The following is a 16,516-nucleotide window of genomic DNA, read 5'->3' as shown; positions in this document are numbered from 1 at the left end:
GCCCGGGGGCCTCCGGCACATGTCCCGCACGTCATGTCGCCGTAACCAGTGATTCAGACTGGCTTGCGACCCTCACTCAATGCAGCCCGCCGTGCCCGACCCTCCCCCCATGAACGGGAAGCTCGTTCTCACCCCGGCACTCTCCGACGCGCCCATCGGGGTCCCCGCGCGGAACAATGGGGCCATGAGCCAGCCCAGCGCGCAAGGTCAGGTCCAGCACCCCCAGCCCTCCGTCGGCTCCATCGCCGCACACCGCCCGCACACCCTGTCGGCCGCGGTCTCCGACCTCGACCCCGACATCGACGCCGATCTCGACGCGTACGACGAGGACGGCCAGGTAGGACACGACGGCCAGGAGCTTCCGCAGGGCCGCTTCCTGGACCGGGAGCGCAGCTGGCTCGCCTTCAACGAACGCGTCCTGGAGCTCGCCGAGGACCCGAACACGCCACTACTCGAACGGGCTAATTTCCTGGCGATCTTCGCCTCGAACCTGGACGAGTTCTTCATGGTCCGCGTGGCAGGCCTCAAGCGCCGCATCGCGACCGGCGTCGCCACCCGTTCGGCCTCAGGTCTGCAGCCCCGCGAGGTCCTGGAGCTGATCTGGAACCGCTCCCGCGAACTCATGGCCCGGCACGCCGCCTGCTACCAGGAGGACGTCGCCTCCGGCCTCGCCGACGAGGGCATCCACCTGGTCCGCTGGAACGAGCTGACGGAGAAGGAGCAGTCCCGCCTCTTCACGCTCTTCCGGCAGCAGATCTTCCCCGTCCTGACCCCCCTCGCGGTCGACCCGGCGCACCCCTTCCCGTACATCTCCGGGCTCTCGCTCAACCTCGCCGTGGTCGTGCGCAACCCGGTGTCGGGACACACGCACTTCGCACGCGTGAAGGTCCCGCCGCTCCTCTCCCGCTTCCTCGAGGCCTCCCCCCAGCGGTACGTCCCCATCGAGGACGTCATCGCCGCTCCCGCGCACCTCGCGGAGCTGTTCCCGGGCATGGAGATCCAGGAGCACCACATGTTCCGGCTCACCCGGAACGAGGACCTGGAGGTGGAGGAGGACGACGCCGAGAATCTGCTCCAGGCCCTGGAGAAGGAGCTCATGCGGCGCCGCTTCGGGCCCCCGGTGCGCCTCGAGGTCGAGGAGTCCATCGACCGGAACGTCCTCGACCTCCTCGTGCGCGAGCTGAAGATAAGCGAGGCCGAGGTCTATCCGCTGCCCGGCCCGCTCGACCTGACCGGGCTCTTCGGCATCGCGGCCCTCGACCGGCCCGAGCTGAAGTACCCGAAGTTCATCGCGGGCACGCACCGCGACCTCGCCGAGGTGGAGTCGGCGTCCGCCCCGGACATCTTCGCCGCCCTTCGCGAACGCGACGTACTTCTGCACCACCCGTACGACTCCTTCTCCACGTCCGTGCAAGCCTTCCTGGAGCAGGCGGCCGCCGACCCGGACGTCCTGGCGATCAAGCAGACGCTGTACCGGACCTCGGGCGACTCCCCGATAGTCGACGCGTTGATCGACGCCGCCGAGTCGGGCAAGCAGGTGCTCGTCCTCGTCGAGATCAAGGCGCGCTTCGACGAGCAGGCGAACATCAAGTGGGCGCGGAAGCTGGAGGAGGCGGGCTGCCATGTCGTCTACGGCCTGGTCGGCCTGAAGACGCACTGCAAGCTGTCGCTCGTCGTCCGCCAGGAGGGCGAGACGCTGGTCCGCTACTCGCACGTGGGCACCGGCAACTACCACCCCAAGACGGCCCGTCTCTACGAGGACCTGGGGCTGCTCACCGCCAAGCAGGAGGTGGGCGCCGACCTGTCCGACCTCTTCAACCGGCTCTCGGGCTACTCGCGCCGCGAGACCTACCGCCGTCTGCTCGTGGCTCCCAAGTCCCTGCGCGACGGGCTGATCTCACGCATCGACAAGGAGATCCAGCACCACCGCGCGGGCCGCCCGGCGTACGTACGCATCAAGGTCAACTCGATGGTCGACGAGGCCGTCGTGGACGCGCTCTACCGCGCCTCGCAGGCGGGCGTGCCGGTGGACGTGTGGGTGCGCGGCATCTGTGCGGTGCGGCCCGGCGTGGCGGGGCTCTCGGAGACGATCCGGGTCCGTTCCGTGCTCGGCCGCTTCCTGGAGCACTCCCGCGTCTTCGCCTTCGGCAACGCGGGCGAGCCCGAGGTGTGGATCGGCAGCGCCGACATGATGCACCGCAATCTCGACCGGCGCATCGAGGCGCTGGTCAGGGTCACCGACCCGGCACACCGGGCGGCGCTGAGCCGGCTCCTGGAGACCGGCATGTCGGACACCACCGCCTCCTGGCACCTGGGCGCGGACGGCAACTGGACCCGGCACGCCCTTGATCCGGAGGGCCAGCCCCTGCGGAACGTACAGGAGATGCTCATTGACGCCCGGAGGCGCCGGCGTGGCACAGCTAAACCATGAGACGACGACAGGCGATGTCCTGTCGGCCTATCTGCAGGGCCAGGCCACGGAGTTCCTGCGCTCGCTGCGGCTGCACCGCGAGTCGACGACGGACGCGCAGGGCGCCGAGGAGTCCCTGGAGGCCGCCCGCGCCCTGCGCCGCGCGGCGCGCCGCATCGGCGGCACGCTGCACACGTTCCGCCCGCTCCTGGACCAGGAGTGGGCGGCCGGGCTGCGCCCCGAACTGGCATGGCTCTCCGGCACCTTGGCGAGGGAACACGCGTACGCGACCCGCCTGGAACGCCTCTTGGACGCCCTGCACCGCCTCTCGGGAGCTCCGACGGTTCCGGCGCCCAAGGAGCCCGTTCCCGCTGGGGGCAGGCGTTCCGCAGGGCGATGGGGGTCGCCGCAGCCCTCGCCTCAGGGTGCCGATGAACAAGGCAGTACGCCCAGGGGCCTCACGGTAGGCGCGGCCAAGGCGGCAGCACTGCTGGAACGGCAGCTCACCCTCGCCCGTACGCGGGCCCACTCAGCAGCCCTCCAAGCCTTCGGCTCCTCCCGCTTCCACGCCGTGGCGGACAACGTCGCCGTACTGGCCAGCGAAGTCCCCCTGATCCACGCCGTGGAGGACCTGAAGCCGCTGGCGGCCAAGGCCGAGGAGAACCTCGCCGAAGCCGTCACCGCACTCCCCCTGGGCCAGGCGGGCCACCCGTACAACGCGGAAGCGCTGACGCACGGCCTCGCCGCGGGTGAGGCCCCCGAGGCCCAGGACGCCCCCTGGCTCAAGACCCGCGCCCTCCTGCGCCTGCACAGGTACGCCCAGGAAGTCCTCACCGGAGGCCCCGGCGCCCCCGGCACGGACCTCCGCCTCGCGGACGCCGGCCACGCCCTGGACCGCCACCGCGAGGCCGCGGACGCCGCGTCGGCCGCGGCATCGGCCGCCCGCACCCCCCGCATCGCCCCGGCGACGGCGTACGCCCTGGGCGTCCTGCACGCCGACCAGCGCCACGAGGTGGAGGCGGCACGCTTCGACTTCCACCAGGCCTGGCTCCGCGAGGCGGGAACAGCGGCAGAGACGGAGGCGGTGAGCACCCGGTGACGCGCGCCGAAGGCGACGTCGTGCTGGCCGCGGGCTGCGTCCTGTGGCGCCGCTCCCCGTTCGACGGCCGCCTGGAGATATGCCTGGTCCACCGGCCGAAGTACGACGACTGGTCGCACCCCAAGGGCAAGCTGAAGCGGGCCGAGGACTCCCTCGCGGGCGCCCTGCGCGAGGTCGAGGAGGAGACCGGCCACCGCTGCGTCCCCGGCGCCCGCCTCCCCACGGTCCGCTACCTGGCCCAGGGCCGCCCGAAAGAGGTCGCCTACTGGGCGGCGGAGGTGGCCGACGGCCACTTCACCCCCAACGACGAGGTCGACCGCATCCTCTGGCTCTCGCCGACCGCGGCCCGCAACCGCCTCACGCAGCCCCGCGACCAGCACCTTGTCGACGCCCTGCTCGGCGTGCTCAACCCGGCGTAACTGATCCACTACGTTCCGTAGTGCGTTGCCTAACCAGGCCGACCGCCGAGGTTCACCCTCCGTTCACTCATGCCCTTTGGCCACTTCACCTGCCCTGCCTAATTTCAGCCTTACAACACAACGTAAGACCGCAGAACCGCAGTACCGCAGGACCGAAGAACTCGCACGATGAAGACCTCGCACGCCGCCAGCAACGGGCCGGCGGCTCCCGGAAGGAAATCCCGAAAGTGAAGCTTCAGCGCAAGAACCGGCTCCGCGCCCTCTCCCTCGGCGCCCTCGCCGTCTCCGGCGCCCTGGCCCTCACGGCGTGCGGCTCCGACGACACGAGCGGCGGCAGCGGCGGCACCGGCAAGGAGACCAACGCCAACGCCAACATCAAGTGCGACGACGCCAAGGGTCAGCTCGCCGCCTCCGGTTCGTCCGCGCAGAAGAACGCGATCGACGCCTGGCGCAAGGTCTACTCGACCACCTGCAAGGACGTTCAGCTCAACTACAACCCGACGGGTTCGGGCGCCGGCATCACCGCGTTCATGCAGGGCCAGACCGCCTTCGCGGGCTCCGACTCGGCGCTCAAGCCCGAGGAGATCGCGGCGTCGAAGAAGGTCTGCAAGAACAGCCAGGCCATCGACCTGCCGATGGTCGGCGGCCCGATCGCCGTCGGTTACAACGTGCCCGGTGTGGACGACCTCGTCCTGGACGCCGAGACCCTCGCCAAGATCTTCGACGGCAAGATCAAGACCTGGGACGACAAGGCGATCGAGAAGCTGAACCCCGACGCCAAGCTCCCCAGCACCAAGATCCAGGCGTTCCACCGCTCGGACGAGTCCGGCACCACGGACAACTTCACCAAGTACCTCAAGGGCGCGGCCCCGTCCGCCTGGGCGCACGAGCCGGGCAAGTCCTGGGAGGCCAAGGGCGGCCAGTCCGCCAACGGCTCCTCCGGTGTCGCGGGCCAGGTCAAGCAGACCGCCGGCGCCATCTCGTACTTCGAGCTCTCGTACGCCTCCGACGGCATCAACACCGTCGACCTGAAGACCGAGGCCAAGGAGCCGGTGAAGGCCACCGTCGACAACGCCTCCAAGGCCATCTCCGAGGCCAAGGTCGTCGGCAAGGGCAACGACCTCGCCCTGGAGCTGAACTACAAGCCCGCCGCCGAGGGCGCCTACCCGATCACCCTGGTGACGTACGAGGTCCTCTGCGAGAAGGGCAACAAGGCCGAGACGCTGGCCGCGACCAAGTCCTTCCTGACCTACATCGCCAGCGAGGACGGCCAGAACGTCCTCAAGGAGAACGACTACGCGCCGATCCCGGCCGAGATCATCGCCAAGGTCCGCACGACCGTCGCGGGCCTGAGCTAGCTGAACCGAGTGCGGCCGGCCCCGTGAGTCAGGGCCGGCCGCACCGTCCGGTGCACCGCCGCCAGGAGCAACCGCCGCCGACAGAGCGGTGATTGGCTCCGCAGACCGGAGAATCCCATGGATATACCAAGCAGTACGACAGCACCCCCACCCCTCGACGACGTACGGCCCTCGGGCATCACGCCCAAGCGTCCGCGCCGCAGCGCGACCCGCCCCGGCGACCGGATCTTCCTCGGTCTCTCGCGCGGCTCCGGCATCGCGCTGCTCGTGATCATGGCCGCCATCGCGGCCTTCCTGACCTACCGCGCGGCCATCGCCCTCTCGGACAACACGGGCAACTTCCTCACCACCTTCGAGTGGGACCCGGCCGGTGGCACCACCGGCGGCAAGCCGTACTTCGGCATCGCGGTCCTGGTCTTCGGCACCGTGGTGAGCTCGATCATCGCCCTGGTGATCGCCGTCCCCGTGGCCATCGGCATCGCGCTCTTCATCTCGCACTACGCGCCGCGCAAGCTGGCCACCCCCATCGCCTTCGTGATCGACCTGCTGGCCGCCGTGCCGTCGATCGTCTACGGCCTGTGGGGCGCCCTCGTGGTCGCACCCAACCTGACCGGCCTCTACAGCTGGCTCGACGACTACTTCGGCTGGACCGGGATCTTCGAGTACCAGGGCGGCGCCCCGCGCTCCCTGATGACGGTGGGCATCCTGCTCGCCATCATGATCCTGCCGATCATCACGAACGTCAGCCGCGAGGTCTTCCTGCAGGTCCCGAAGATGCACGAGGAGGCCGCGCTCGCGCTCGGCGCCACGCGCTGGGAGACCATCCGCATGTCGGTGCTCCCCTTCGCCCGCTCGGGCGTCATCTCCGCATCGATGCTGGGCCTGGGCCGCGCGCTCGGCGAGACGATCGCCGTCGCCACCGTGCTCTCCCCGAGCTTCGTGATCAACGCCTCCGTGCTCGACTTCGGCGGCGGCACCTTCGCGCAGAACATCGCCAGCAAGTTCAACGAGGCGACCGAGTACGGCCGTGACGCGCTCATCGCCTCCGGTCTGGTCCTCTTCGTCATCACGCTGCTGGTCAACGGCGCGGCCCGCCTGATCATCGCGCGCCGCAAGGAGTACTCGGGGGCCAACGCATGAGCGCCACCATCGTCAAGCCCACGAGCCTTCAGGGCGCCCGCCTCCCGCGCTGGACACCGGCCGTCGTCGCGCTCGGCTCCGCCGCTGTCGCCATCGGCATCGGTGCGGGGGCCGGCCTGGACAGCCGTATCCAGTGGGGCCTGATCGCGGCCATCCTCTACGTCGGCGCCTCGTACGCCCTCGCGGTCGCCGTCGAGGGCGGACGCCAGGCCAAGGACCGCCTCGCCACCTCGATGGTGTGGGTGATGTTCCTGCTGGCGGTCGTCCCGCTGGCCTCGCTGATCTACGAGACCGTCCAGCGCGGCTCGAACGTCTTCAACGGCTACTTCCTGACCCACTCCATGGGTGTGGTCGCGGACGACGAGCCCGGCGGCGGCATCTACCACGCGATCATCGGCACCCTGGAGCAGGTGCTCCTGGCCTCCCTGATCGCCGTGCCGATCGGCCTGCTCACCGCGATCTACCTCGTGGAGTACGGGCGCGGGAAGCTCTCCAAGGTCGTCACGTTCTTCGTGGACGTCATGACCGGCATCCCGTCGATCGTCGCGGGTCTGTTCGTCCTCAGCTTCTGGATCCTGATCCTGGGCTTCGACTTCTCCGGCTGGGCCGGCGCCATGGCGCTCGCCATCCTGATGATGCCGGTGGTCGTGCGCTCCACGGAGGAGATGCTCAAGCTCGTCCCGAACGAGCTGCGGGAGGCGTCACTCGCCCTCGGCATCCCGAAGTGGCGGACCATCCTCAAGGTGGTCCTGCCCACCGCGATCGGCGGCATCACGACCGGCGTCATGCTCGCGGTCGCCCGTATCGCGGGCGAGACCGCACCGGTCCTGCTCCTGGTCTGGGTCAACCCCATGATCAACACGAACCCGTTCGAGGGCTCGCAGGCCTCGCTGCCGCTGTACATCTACCAGCAGTACGCGGCCGGCAACCAGGCGGGTTACGACCGCGCCTGGGCGGCGGCGCTGGCCCTCATCGGCTTCATCATGATCCTCAACCTGGCGGCCCGCGGCGTAGCCCGCTGGAAGGCCCCCAAGACGGGCCGCTGACGCGGCCACATCAGCGACCTCTCTGTAACCCCCTTAAGGCAGTGATCCCCATGGCCAAGCGAATCGACGTATCGGGCCTTACCGCTTACTACAGCGCCCACAAGGCCATCGAGGACATCTCGATGACCGTGGAGCCCCGCTCCGTGACGGCCTTCATCGGCCCCTCCGGCTGCGGCAAGTCCACCTTCCTGCGCACCCTCAACCGCATGCACGAGGTCACCACCGGTGGCCGCGTCGAGGGCAAGGTGCTCCTGGACGACGAGGACCTCTACGGTCCCGGTGTCGACCCGGTCGCCGTGCGCCGCACCATCGGCATGGTGTTCCAGCGCCCCAACCCGTTCCCCACGATGTCGATCTTCGACAACGTGGCGGCGGGCCTGCGGCTCAACGGCTCGTACAAGAAGAGCGAGCTGAACGCCATCGTCGAGAAGTCCCTCAAGGGCGCCAACCTCTGGAACGAGGTCAAGGACCGCCTGAACAAGCCCGGCTCCGGCCTCTCCGGCGGTCAGCAGCAGCGTCTGTGCATCGCGCGGGCGATCGCGGTCGAGCCCCAGGTCCTGCTCATGGACGAGCCCTGCTCGGCCCTGGACCCGATCTCGACCCTCGCCATCGAGGACCTGATCGGCGAGCTGAAGGAGCGCTTCACGATCGTCATCGTGACGCACAACATGCAGCAGGCGGCGCGCGTCTCGGACCGTACGGCCTTCTTCAACCTCGCGGCGGTCGGCCAGCCCGGCAAGCTCGTCGAGATCGACGACACGGAGCGGATCTTCTCCAACCCCTCCGTGCAGGCCACCGAGGACTACATCTCGGGCCGCTTCGGCTGAGCCACACCCCTCGGGTGTCCCGACTCCTTGCGGTGCTGCATGGCGGTGCCACCGCAGGGGCAACAAAGAAAGGCCCGCCCCCTGGCTCCCGGGGGGCGGGCCTTTCCGTTGTGCGTTCGATGCCGCCGGTAATGCGTTTCGTCTCTCGTCTCCCTACAGGAAGGCGAGATTCACGATCCAGAAACTGACGGCCGCGACGATGGCTGCGGCCGGCATCGTGATGAACCAGCCGAGAATGATGTTCTTGGCGACGCCCCAGCGCACGGCGTTCACACGCTTGGTGGCACCCACACCCATGATCGCGGAAGTGATCACGTGCGTGGTGGAGATCGGCGCGTGGAACATGAAAGCGGTGGTGAACATGATGCCCGCGCCGGTGGTCTCGGCGGCGAATCCCTGCGGCGGGTCCAGCTCGATGATCTTGCGGCCGAGCGTACGCATGATGCGCCAGCCACCCGCGTACGTACCGGCGGAGAGCATCAGCGCACAGGCGATCTTGACCCAGATCGGAATGGGCGCGTCGGCGTCCTGCACATCGGAGATGACCAGGGCCATCACCACGATGCCCATCGTCTTCTGCGCGTCCTGCAGACCGTGTCCGAGCGCCATTCCGGCCGCGGAGACCGTCTGCGCGATGCGGAATCCGCGCTTGGCCTTGTGCGGGTTGGACTTCCGGAACATCCACATGATCGCGCACATCACCAGATATCCGGCGACGAGACCGACAAGGGGCGAGATGAACATCGGGATGACGACCTTGTCCAGTACGCCGGACCAGATCACCCCGATTCCACCGGCGAGCGCGGCTCCGACCATTCCACCGAAAAGGGCGTGGGAGGAGGAGGAAGGAAGCCCGAAGTACCAGGTGATGAGGTTCCAGACAATGGCGCCCACCAGGGCGGCAAAGAGGATCCACATTCCCTTGTTGCCCTCGGGCGTCTCGATCAGGCCCTTGCTGACCGTCTTGGCGACCCCGCTGCCCATGAAGGCGCCTGCGAGGTTCATGACGGCGGCCATCGCGAGCGCCGCGCGGGGCGTCAGCGCACGGGTGGAGACGGAAGTGGCAATGGCATTCGCAGAGTCGTGAAAGCCATTCGTATACGTAAATCCGAGCGCGACGCCAATGGTCACGATCAAAGCAAAGGTGTCCATGGAGAGGCCTCAGGACTCCTTGACCGCGATGGTCTCCACCGTGTTCGCGACGTGCTCGAACGCGTCGGCCGCCTCTTCAAGCACGTCGACGATCTGCTTCAGCTTCAGCACCTCTATGGCGTCGTACTTGCCGTTGAAGAGCTGGGCGAGAAGCTTCCGGTGAATCTGGTCGGCCTGGTTCTCCAGACGGTTGACCTCGATCCAGTACTCGGTGAGGTTGTCCATCGTCCGCAGATTCGGCATGGCCTCGGCCGTGAGCTCTGCGGCTCGCGACAGGACCTCGATCTGCTGCTCGACTCCCTTGGGGAGTTCCTCGACCTGGTAAAGAACGACCAGGTCGACGGCCTCCTCCATGAAGTCCATGATGTCGTCCAGGCACGACGCCAGGTTGTAGATGTCCTCGCGGTCGAAGGGCGTGATGAAGGAGGAGTTCAGCTGGTGGAAGATCGCGTGTGTCGCGTCGTCTCCAGCGTGCTCCGCGGCCCGCATACGCTCTGCGATCTCGACTCGGGCGGAGGCGTCAGCCCCGAGCAGTTCCATCAGGAGCTTCGAGCCCGTGACAATGTTGTCCGCGGAAGCGGCGAACATGTCGTAGAAGCTCGTCTCCCTGGGGGTCAGACGAAAGCGCACGTGGGGTCCTCGGGGTGCTTTGGATTCGGTCAGGCTGATGCTAGGCGCATCATCCGGCCACGGCTAACCGGCCAGACCCCAGTGTCGCCCATCAGGCACAGTGATCAGCACGCCCCCCGAGCAATCGAGTATTCTATACCCACTAGGGGTATAGGAAGCCAGTTGAGCCAGTGGCTTTCCTATGACTGCCCAGCAGAGTGACTGTCCAAGCAGGAGGACGCGATGACGACCACCGATGCGGCCGGTGTGGCCATGAACACCGAGGCGCCCTCCGAGCCCGGCGGCCACGACCAGGGCGTCCACGGCTACCACAAGCAGAAGGACGAGCACCTCAAGCGCCTGCGGCGCATCGAGGGGCAGGTCCGCGGCCTGCAGCGGATGGTCGAGGAAGACGTCTACTGCATCGACATACTCACCCAGGTCTCGGCGGGCACGAAGGCCCTGCAGTCCTTCGCCCTCCAGCTCCTGGAGGAACACCTGCGGCACTGCGTGGCGGACGCGGCGGTCAAGGGCGGCGACGAGATCGACGCGAAGGTCGAAGAGGCGACGAAGGCGATCGCCCGCATGATGCGAACGTAAGGCTCCCGCCGGGGGCACCAGTCCCCGAGCCCGCCGCTGCGCGACGGATCATCCCCGCCCGATTGCCCCGGGGTGCCGGGTGGGTGGGAGACCTCCGCCGCGAAGCGGCGGTCTTGTTGCCGCGAAGCGGCAGGCAGAGCCGTTCGGCACCCACACGCCGCGCCGCGAAGGCGGGCAGGCCCCCGCCGGAAGGCGAAGGCGGGGCCCGGGGCTAGTCCCCGGGGGCGTCCGGGCGGTCCGCGTCGGTGGAGACGTTCAGGACCTCGTCGATGCGGTCGGCACTCAACCGCTCCTCACCGGCGGCGGACGCCGCGATGATGAGTTCGCCGCACAGCTCGATCTCGGCAAGGGCGACGTGGTCCTGAACAGTCGTACCGCGCACCAGAGCCACGTTCATCACCTCTTCCTGACCTTGCTTCCTGCCGGTACCGACTTCCTAGAGTAGGGAGCGGCCTACACACCGCGCATGGCACGGACGGACCATTTCCACACCCCCGGGCGCGACTAGCCGGGTACCCCCACTCCCCGGGGATTACGTCTCCGCTTCGCTCTTTCCGCCGCTCTACTTCTCGGCGATCTTGCCCGCGAAGATGTCCTCGCTCGCCGGCAACCGCACATCCACCCGCACCCCGAAGTCGTACAACAACGTGGTCGACGCCACTTCCGCGTTCGCGACACTGAAGTGCTGCCGCAGCTTCCGCAGCCGCCCCTCCTCGTCGAGGTACGCGTCGAACGGCACCCCACCCTTGCTGAACCCTTTCGCCGCCGCCCCCAGGGCCCGCCGCTGCCCCTCGGAGGCCGCCTTCGCGGCGCTCGGCAGGTCCGCCGTCCCGCGATAGTGCCGCACCTTCACGCCCGCCACCGCCGTCTCCCCGACGTACGACGCCTTGCGCACACCCCGCAGCAGCTCCGCCGCGGCCAGCGGATCGGTGGCGCCGCCCGTGACCAGGTTGCCGTCCGAGAGGGACGCCGTGTCGATCCGCACCCACTTGTCGGCGGGCACCCCGGCCCCCCGGTTCTTCATGTAGAGCGCGCCGCTCGCCATCAGCTCCGTGATGGGGCGGTGCTCCTCGTCCCCGGCGGGATCCTTCGGCAGCACCACCACGAACCGCCCCACCTGCCGCCCGAAGTCGTACGAGCCGTGCCCGCGGATGGTCACGCGGGTCCCGCCGCTGGCCATCTCCATGGACGTACGCGCCTTGGAACTCCCCGCGCGGACCAGGGCGTCGGCGGAGTCCCGCACCACGTCGACGGCGTCCTCGGCGGCGCTGCGCCCGTCGTCGGCCGCCGCTCCGCCGCCCGAGCATCCCGTGGCGACGGCCATGAGACCCACCGCCGCGGCCGTGACGACCGCCCCGCCTGTGCGCCTGTGCTGCTGACCCATCGCCCGACTACCCCCAAGCCTTCCCGCGAGGTGCTGTAGCCCCCTGTCGTTCCGTGTAACGACCGGTACGTTGACCCGTCACGCGGAAGAGCGTTCACCTGGCGTGGGTACGGTGGAGTCGTGGCCCAGGAGCAACAGGACGAACCCCACCGCGCGACGACGGTCGAACAGGGCCGGTTCTGTGCGGCCCGGTGCAGCTGCGGCTGGCGCGGCCCCGCCCGCAGAGCGCGCAGCAAGGCCCGCACGGACGCGGAATCCCACATGGCGGACGGGTAGGCCGCAGGCCCCCGCTCACGGCTCCCGCGCATGGCCCCCGCTCACGGGCCCCGCGCCGATCCCGCACAACTCCCCTTGCCGCTCACCGGAACCCACCGGTCCCGCAGCCCGTCTCGTACTCCGGGAAGCAACGGGAGGCGGGTCATGGAGCGACGTACGTTCATCAGCACGGCGGCAGCGGCGACGGCGGCGTTCGCGGCCGCGGGCTGCACCGGTTCCGGCGGAGGCAGCGGGAGCGGCGGCGGGGGCACGACCTCCCGCAGCGCGGGCTCCCCGGGCTCCAGCACCCCCATCCGCACGTCCAGCGCCGCCGCGTCCGCCGCCGCGAACCTCACTGCCCTCGCCAAGGACCTGGACGGCACCCTGGTCAAACCGGGAGAGGCGAAGTGGGCGGCGGCCCGCCAGCTCTACAACACGCGCTACGACAGCCTCAGGCCGACGGCGGTCGCGTACGTGGCGAACCCGGACGACATCCGTACGACCCTGGCCTACGCCCGCGCGCACGACGTCCCGGTCTCCATACGCAACGGCGGCCACTCCTACGGGGGTTGGTCGTCCGGCACGGGCCGTCTCATCGTCGACGTGTCGAAGCTGAACAAAACGCGCGCCAGCGGTTCGACGGCCACGGTCGGCGCGGGCGCCAAGCTGATCGACGTCTACCGCGCGCTGGCCGCGAAGGGCGTGACGATCCCCGCGGGTTCCTGCCCGACGGTCGGCGTCTCCGGCCTGACGCTGGGCGGCGGCCATGGCGTGGTGTCCCGGGCGTACGGCCTGACCTGCGACAGCCTGACGTCGGCGACGCTCATCACCGCCGACGGCAAGCAGCTGACGGCGAGCAGGAGCGAGAACAAGGACCTGTTCTGGGCGCTGCGGGGCGCGGGCAACGGCAACTTCGGCGTGGTGACGGAGCTCCGGTTCCGCACGCACGCGGCCCCGCAGGGCGTCTCGGCCTACATGACCTGGCCCTGGTCGAAGGCGGCGGCGGTCGTCAAGGCGTGGCAGGAGTGGGGCCCCGACCAGCCGGACGAGATCTGGTCGTCGGCGCACCTGGCGAACACGCCGGGCGGCACGCCCACGGTCTCGGTCGCCTGCTTCTCCCTTGGGACGTACGGAGAACTCCAGAACGCGGTGGACCGCCTGGCGGACAAGATAGGCGCCCCGGCCCGCAGCGTCTCCCTCAAGCGGCGCTCGTACGAGGAGTCGATGGAGGTGTACGCGGGCTGCTCGTCCTTCTCGGCGGACGCCCAGTGCCACCTGCCCGGCGCGACGCCGGGGCGGAGCCCGCAGGGGGCGCTGAACCGCGAGACGTACGCGGCGAGTTCGGACTTCTTCGACCGCTCGCTCTCGGCGGCGGGCATCCGCGCACTCCTCTCCCAGGTGGAGAACGTGACGGGCGCGAGCGCGGGCAGCATCGCGCTGACCGCCCTCGGCGGCGCGATCAACCGCGTCGACCCGACGGCCACGGCCTTCGTGCACCGCCGCTCGCGGATGCTGGCGCAGTACATCGCGTCGTGGCGCCCCGGCACGTCCGGAAAGCCGGCGCAGGCATGGCTCAAAACGGCCCATGGAGCGATGGCCCGATACGCGTCCGGCGCGGCGTACCAGAACTACGCGGACCCGACCCTGACCAACTGGCGCGAGGCGTACTACGGTTCGGCGGCACCACGCCTGAAGGCGCTGAAGAAGCAGTACGACCCGAAGCGCTTCTTCGACTTCCCCCAGGCGTTGTAACGGGCTCCAGAGCCCCGCGCGCCGTCGATCACCGGCTTCGCCGAGTTCGTCCTCCATCGCCGGACGGGGTCTGGGCCGGGAAGAGGAAAGTCCTTACCCCGGACGGCGGCCCCCGCAACCCGAACAGCTCACCCGACACGCCCTCAGGTGGCCCACTCCCCGGAAGGGGACTGCTCTGGGGGTATGACCCCACGAATAGCCAAGGCCGCCGCAGCCACCGCCACGCTCCTCGCCCTGGCCACCCCCACGGCCCACGCCGCCACCACCCGGGCGGAGCACCCCGAGGCAGGCCCCATGGCCATTGCCTCCGCAGGAGTCACCGCCGCAGCGGCCGGCACCGGCTGGTGGCTGCTGAAGCGCCGCCGCGCAGAGGCGGAAGCACAGACGGAAGCGGAGACGGAAGCCGCGCCAACTGCTCCCCCTACGCCGCGAGATCCCGCTCATCCGGCCCGGAGGCCGCCCGCCGAGGCAACTCCGCCACAGCCTCCCCCGGCTTCGCCCACACCAGCCACCCGCCCCGCCCCGAACGCCCGACAGCCTTGGCAACAGGCGTGAGCGCGGCCATCGCAAGGGGCGAGAGCAGCAGCACGACAGCCGTCCCGAGCGCGAATCCGCCCACGACGTCCGTCGGATAGTGCACGCCCATAAAGACCCGGCAGAACCCTTCGAGCAAGGCGAGGGCGATGCCGACGAGACCGAACTTCCGGTTGGCCACGAAAAGCCCGACACCGAGAGCCATCGCGAGCGTCGCGTGATCGCTCACGAAGGAGAAGTCGGTCTTTCCGTGCACAAGGAGTTCCAGCCCGTCGTGATCCTTGAAAGGCCGACGACGCTCGACAAATCCACGGATCGGCACATTCACCAGGACAGCGATCCCGGCCGCCAACGGCGCCCAGACAACAGCGGCGACAGACGAAGCGGCGTCATCGAGCGCGCCCCGCTTTCGCTGGCCCCACCAGCACCAGAGGACGAGCAGAACAAGCGCGACCAGCAATCCGTACTCGCCGACGAATGCCATCGACTTCGCCAGCAAGGCCGGCGAATCCTCCGCCAGGCCGTTGATGTCGTAGAGCAGGCTGACGTCGGGGTTCGACCCGGTTGTGTCGAGTCCAGCCATGGTGCTGCGGCCCCTTGTCTCCTCGCCTCGGACGCACCTTGCCGTGCGCCCTTCCATCAACCCCCGTGGTCCAGTGCTGCTTGCCGCGTGGTCAATGCCGCTCGCTACCGGGTGGTCTCGCTCTTCCAGTCAAGGGAACGCACGGTCCCCTTCACTACGTTCCACTCTCCACCGAATGATCACTGAGACGTTATCGAAGAGAGACTCATCGCCGCAGCTCAGAGAAGTGTACTGACGGAGAGTTCAAGCCACATCACGCCCCGCGCACGCGCTCCGCGAGCGGCGTCCGCGCGGGCTCTCAGGCCGCGGACCGCTTGTCGGGCACGGCATTCGCGCCGTCCTCGGTGACGCGAGTCGCGCCAAAATAATCCGGCGTATCGATGGGGTCGAAGCGGATCACCGCACCGGCCCGCGGGGCATTAATCATGTAGCCCCCGCCGACATAGATCCCGACATGCCGGATGGCGCGTGAATTGGTGAGGTCGTCCGAGAAGAACACCAGGTCACCCGGGAGCAGTTCGTCCCGTTTCGGATGCGGTCCCGCGTTGTACTGGTCGTTCGCGACACGCGGCAGATCGATGTCCACGCTCCGATAGGCGGCGAGCGTAAGACCGGAACAGTCGAACCGTCCGCCCTGCTCGGGGGTTCCGTTTCCACCCCACAGATACAGCGTGCCGAGCTTCTTCTGCGCGTAGTAGATGGCCCCTGCCGCCTGTTGTGACGGCTGCACCCTGCTGGTGGGCCGGGCGAAGCTCTTCTCCAGATCCGTGATGGTCTTCACGTAATTCTGGGTCTCGCTGTAAGGCGGCACGCCGCCGTACTTGATGACGGCGTACGCACCCGCGTTGTACGCGGCGAGCATGTTCTCCGTCGGACTTCCCGGGGCGTCCTTCACATAACTGGCGAGTTTGCAGTCGTACGAGGCGGCGGACGGGATGGCGTCCTGCGGGTCCCACACATCACGGTCGCCGTCGCCGTCACCGTCGACCCCGTGCGTGGCCCAGGTCCCCGGGATGAATTGCGCTATCCCCTGGGCCTTGGCCGGGCTCTTGGCGTTCGGATTGAAGCCGCTCTCCTGGTACAGCTGGGCGGCGAGCAGCGCGGGGTTGATCGCCTTGCACAGATTGCCCCACTTCTGCACGAGGGGCTGGTAGGTACTGGGTACGGCGCCCTTGGCGAGGCCGACATTCCCCTGCCCGGCGCCGTTCGCGATGCTTCCCGCGGCCATGTACGTCCCCACGACGAGCAGGGCGATGAAGCTCATCGCCCCACTGATGCCGACGGCTGCGACCAGCCACGCCTTACGCACCGTCAACCACCCCTCACCGCGCGGGAGTCCACCGTGCCT

General features: G+C 68.9%; 16 protein-coding genes. 10 read left to right on the top strand and 6 right to left on the bottom strand.

Features of this window, described 5'->3' with window-relative positions; genetic code table 11:
* The first annotated feature begins 79 nt into the window (after positions 1 to 79).
* From ACZ6ZP_RS34135 to pstB, 7 genes are all read left to right on the top strand, one after another.
* Complete coding sequence (locus tag ACZ6ZP_RS34135; protein WP_383818995.1) at positions 80 to 2,431, top strand: RNA degradosome polyphosphate kinase; 2,352 nt, start codon at positions 80 to 82, stop codon at positions 2,429 to 2,431.
* Positions 2,412 to 3,509 (top strand): CHAD domain-containing protein, encoded by a 1,098-nt coding sequence (locus tag ACZ6ZP_RS34130; protein WP_361473279.1) that lies wholly within the window; start codon positions 2,412 to 2,414, stop codon positions 3,507 to 3,509. Before ACZ6ZP_RS34135 ends, ACZ6ZP_RS34130 begins: the two co-directional genes overlap by 20 nt.
* The gene (locus tag ACZ6ZP_RS34125; protein ID WP_351168359.1) at positions 3,506 to 3,928 is read left to right on the top strand and encodes an NUDIX hydrolase; all 423 of its coding nucleotides are present in this window, start codon (positions 3,506 to 3,508) and stop codon (positions 3,926 to 3,928) included. Before ACZ6ZP_RS34130 ends, ACZ6ZP_RS34125 begins: the two co-directional genes overlap by 4 nt.
* A gap of 227 nt (positions 3,929 to 4,155) precedes the next feature.
* Positions 4,156 to 5,286: a phosphate ABC transporter substrate-binding protein PstS gene (gene pstS / locus ACZ6ZP_RS34120; protein ID WP_351168357.1), complete on the top strand. Its 1,131-nt coding sequence runs from the start codon at positions 4,156 to 4,158 to the stop codon at positions 5,284 to 5,286.
* A gap of 117 nt (positions 5,287 to 5,403) precedes the next feature.
* Positions 5,404 to 6,426: a phosphate ABC transporter permease subunit PstC gene (gene pstC / locus ACZ6ZP_RS34115; RefSeq protein WP_361473284.1), complete on the top strand. Its 1,023-nt coding sequence runs from the start codon at positions 5,404 to 5,406 to the stop codon at positions 6,424 to 6,426.
* A complete protein-coding gene (gene pstA, locus ACZ6ZP_RS34110) occupies positions 6,423 to 7,472 on the top strand; it encodes a phosphate ABC transporter permease PstA (protein WP_351168354.1) in 1,050 nt (349 codons plus the stop codon). The genes pstC and pstA overlap by 4 nt, the downstream gene beginning before the upstream one ends.
* Before the next feature lie 50 nt (positions 7,473 to 7,522).
* Complete coding sequence (pstB, locus tag ACZ6ZP_RS34105; RefSeq protein WP_351168352.1) at positions 7,523 to 8,299, top strand: phosphate ABC transporter ATP-binding protein PstB; 777 nt, start codon at positions 7,523 to 7,525, stop codon at positions 8,297 to 8,299.
* A gap of 153 nt (positions 8,300 to 8,452) precedes the next feature.
* Here the strand turns inward: pstB and ACZ6ZP_RS34100 are convergent, their stop codons facing one another.
* Together ACZ6ZP_RS34100 and ACZ6ZP_RS34095 are read right to left on the bottom strand one after the other, a co-directional pair.
* Positions 8,453 to 9,451 (bottom strand): inorganic phosphate transporter, encoded by a 999-nt coding sequence (locus tag ACZ6ZP_RS34100; RefSeq protein ID WP_351168350.1) that lies wholly within the window; start codon positions 9,449 to 9,451, stop codon positions 8,453 to 8,455.
* A gap of 9 nt (positions 9,452 to 9,460) precedes the next feature.
* Positions 9,461 to 10,081 carry a DUF47 domain-containing protein gene (locus tag ACZ6ZP_RS34095; protein WP_351168348.1) on the bottom strand — a complete coding sequence of 207 codons (621 nt, stop codon included), beginning with the start codon at positions 10,079 to 10,081 and terminating at the stop codon, positions 9,461 to 9,463.
* A gap of 222 nt (positions 10,082 to 10,303) precedes the next feature.
* Here ACZ6ZP_RS34095 and ACZ6ZP_RS34090 point away from each other — a divergent pair, with 222 nt between their 5' ends.
* Positions 10,304 to 10,660 carry a metal-sensitive transcriptional regulator gene (locus ACZ6ZP_RS34090; RefSeq protein ID WP_351168346.1) on the top strand — a complete coding sequence of 119 codons (357 nt, stop codon included), beginning with the start codon at positions 10,304 to 10,306 and terminating at the stop codon, positions 10,658 to 10,660.
* Between the two features lie 211 nt (positions 10,661 to 10,871).
* Here the strand turns inward: ACZ6ZP_RS34090 and ACZ6ZP_RS34085 are convergent, their stop codons facing one another.
* Both ACZ6ZP_RS34085 and ACZ6ZP_RS34080 read right to left on the bottom strand, forming a co-directional pair.
* Positions 10,872 to 11,057, bottom strand: a complete 186-nt coding sequence (locus ACZ6ZP_RS34085) for a hypothetical protein (RefSeq protein WP_351168345.1) — start codon at positions 11,055 to 11,057, stop codon at positions 10,872 to 10,874.
* A gap of 165 nt (positions 11,058 to 11,222) precedes the next feature.
* Entirely contained in the window at positions 11,223 to 12,044 is an 822-nt protein-coding gene (locus tag ACZ6ZP_RS34080) for an SCO4651 family lipoprotein (RefSeq protein ID WP_351168343.1), read from the bottom strand.
* 120 nt (positions 12,045 to 12,164) lie between these two features.
* On the opposite strand from ACZ6ZP_RS34080, the gene ACZ6ZP_RS34075 reads away from it, so the two are divergent.
* On the top strand, positions 12,165 to 12,320 hold the full coding sequence (locus ACZ6ZP_RS34075) for a hypothetical protein (RefSeq protein WP_351168341.1): 156 nt from the start codon (positions 12,165 to 12,167) through the stop codon (positions 12,318 to 12,320).
* A 144-nt stretch (positions 12,321 to 12,464) separates the two neighbouring features.
* Entirely contained in the window at positions 12,465 to 14,051 is a 1,587-nt protein-coding gene (locus ACZ6ZP_RS34070) for an FAD-binding oxidoreductase (protein WP_469409653.1), read from the top strand.
* Positions 14,052 to 14,472: 421 nt separating this feature from the next.
* Here the strand turns inward: ACZ6ZP_RS34070 and ACZ6ZP_RS34065 are convergent, their stop codons facing one another.
* Both ACZ6ZP_RS34065 and ACZ6ZP_RS34060 read right to left on the bottom strand, forming a co-directional pair.
* On the bottom strand, positions 14,473 to 15,168 hold the full coding sequence (locus tag ACZ6ZP_RS34065; RefSeq protein WP_351168337.1) for a phosphatase PAP2 family protein: 696 nt from the start codon (positions 15,166 to 15,168) through the stop codon (positions 14,473 to 14,475).
* A gap of 298 nt (positions 15,169 to 15,466) precedes the next feature.
* On the bottom strand, positions 15,467 to 16,477 hold the full coding sequence (locus ACZ6ZP_RS34060) for a C40 family peptidase (RefSeq protein WP_351168335.1): 1,011 nt from the start codon (positions 16,475 to 16,477) through the stop codon (positions 15,467 to 15,469).
* Positions 16,478 to 16,516: the final 39 nt, after the last annotated feature.

The organism is Streptomyces sp. NPDC054047, from assembly GCF_055585065.1.
The sequence above is the reverse complement of the archived record's forward strand: the minus strand, read 5'-3'. Positions and strand labels throughout refer to the sequence as shown.